Source organism: Stenotrophomonas sp. STEN087 (genome assembly GCF_056759115.1).
The window spans coordinates 1-2,227 of record NZ_JBRRCR010000164.1 but is presented as its reverse complement, the minus strand read 5'-3'; the positions used below and the strand labels follow the sequence as shown (position 1 = coordinate 2,227).

Genomic DNA, 2,227 nt, shown 5'->3' with positions numbered 1-2,227 from the left:
GGGGGCCCCCCCCCCCCCCCCACACACCGCCCCCGCTCACCAACGCCCCCGCTCACCAACGCCCCCGCTCACCAACGCCCCCGCTCACCAACGCCCACGCAGAACCAACCGCCAGCCTCCAAACCCGGGTAGCCAACGCAAAAAAAAGGACGGCGCCTCAGCGCCGTCCCTCGATAGCCCCCCGCGCAGCGGGAAGCGCAACAACCGTCAGCTGCGATCAGCCAGCGCGACCGCCGCCGTTGCCGCCCTGGCCGCGGCCACGGCCGCCACCACCATTGCCGCCACCGCCACGACGCTGGCCCTGACCCGCGCCCGCACCGGCACGCTGCTGGCCATTGCCACCGCCATCGCGACGGCCGCCGCCGGCCTTTTTCGGACCCGCATGCGCATGGCGCGGCGCATCACCGTGCGGACGACGCGCGTGGCTCTTGCGCGGTGCGCGCTCGCCGGTGTCGTGCTCGGCCTTGCCCGGTGCACTGTTGCCCCAGCGGATCGGCGTCTGCAGCTCGAAGCCCGGAACGTCGCGGATGTCCATGTCGCGGCCCAGCAGGCGGGTGATCGCACGCAGCAGCTTCACTTCGTCCTGCGCCACCAGCGAAATCGCCTGGCCGGTCGCACCGTTGCGGCCGGTACGGCCGATGCGGTGCACATAATCCTCGGCCACCATCGGCAGGTCGAAGTTGATCACCTTCGGCAGCTCGTTGATGTCGATACCGCGCGCGGCGATGTCGGTGGCCACCAGCACGGTCACGCGACCGGCCTTGAAGTCACCCAGTGCACGCAGGCGCTGGCCCTGGCTCTTGTTGCCGTGGATGGCCGCGGTCTTGATGCCGGACTTTTCCAGGAACGAGGCCAGCTTGTCGCTGCCGTGCTTGGTACGGGCGAAGACCAGGGTCTGCTCGCGGCTGTCCTGCGCCAGCAGGTGCAGCAGCAGGTCGCGCTTGCGGCTGCCATCGACCGGATGCACGCGGTGGGTGATGGTTTCGGCCACGGTGTTCTTCGGCGTCACCTGGATCTGTTCCGGGTTGCGCATGAACTCCAGCGCCAGCTGGCGGATGTTGTCCTCGAAGGTGGCCGAGAACAGCAGGGTCTGGCGGTTCTGCTTCGGCAGCTTGGCCAGGATGCGCTTGATCGACGGCAGGAAGCCCATGTCGAGCATGCGGTCGGCTTCGTCCAGGATCAGCACTTCGATGCCGGACAGGTCGACGCTGCGACGCTCCAAGTGGTCGATCAGGCGGCCCGGGCAGGCGACCAGCAGGTCGACGCCGCGGCGCAGGATGTCCAGCTGGTTGCCCATGCCGACGCCGCCGTAGATGCAGGCGCTGGGGATGCGCAGGTACTTGCTGTAGCCGCGCAGGCTGTCATGCACCTGGGTGGCCAGTTCGCGGGTCGGGGCCAGGATCAGCGCACGCGGCTTGCGCGGGCCGCTGCGCACTTCCTGCGAAGCGGTGCCCAGGTGCTGCAGCAGCGGCAGGCCGAAGGCGGCGGTCTTGCCGGTACCGGTCTGTGCACCGGCCAGCAGGTCGCGACCGGCCAGCGCCAGCGGGATCGCCTGCTGCTGGATCGGGGTCGGGTTTTCGTAGCCCTGCTCGGCGAGCGCGCGCAGCAGGAAAGGCGCAAGGCCCAGGGATTCAAAAGACATTGAGATTGCTCCAAGTACAAGAAACGCCTGTCCGAACGGACAGACGGGGGCAGATCAAACTGATCGGCTGACTCGGAGCGTTCCCGTGAACCGCGCTGCGAGAATTGGGTGCAGCCGGCACGGAGCGCAGGCTGGAATGCGTGACGAACGGCGTCGGAGTGGGGGCGGGCGAAGTGGGCGGACCCAGGTCGCCGGCGATCCCGGAGGGAAACGGACGGCCGCTGCAGACCCCGCAAGTCTAAACGATCTTCAATACTCCACGCAAAATCCCCTGTTCAGGTAGGGGGGCTGCAGGGCTTGCAGCCCTGCACCCGCTTGAAGCCAGGGCAACGTCAAAAGCCGGCTATCCGTGGGTTGGCGGGGTGGGTCCGGTTGAGGGGGACCCCGTAAACTCCCCTCCGGGGTCCGGCCCAGCCGCTGGCGGCTGTGCGTTCGGGCGCTTGCGAAGCAGGGCTTCGCAAGCAAAGCGCCCTTACCCATGGGGGCTTGGTCGCGGCTTGCTCGTGTGCGCTGTCCTGCGCACACGGCAAGACCGGGGTTGGGCGTCCTGCCCAACCCGCCCGAGGCATGCCTCGGGCCCATGCC

General features: G+C 68.7%; 1 protein-coding gene. It reads right to left on the bottom strand.

Annotated features, from left to right (window positions below):
• Window positions 1-217: 217 nt before the first annotated feature.
• Window positions 218-1,642 (bottom strand): DEAD/DEAH box helicase, encoded by a 1,425-nt coding sequence (locus ACVOK1_RS20430; protein WP_200753830.1) that lies wholly within the window; start codon window positions 1,640-1,642, stop codon window positions 218-220.
• Window positions 1,643-2,227 lie beyond the last annotated feature (585 nt).

Excerpts from the sequence above, each read along its gene's own strand:
- ACVOK1_RS20430 (WP_200753830.1), bottom strand. The coding sequence starts at position 1,642 with ATGTCTTTTGAATCCCTGGGCCTTGCGCCTTTCCTGCTGCGCGCGCTC.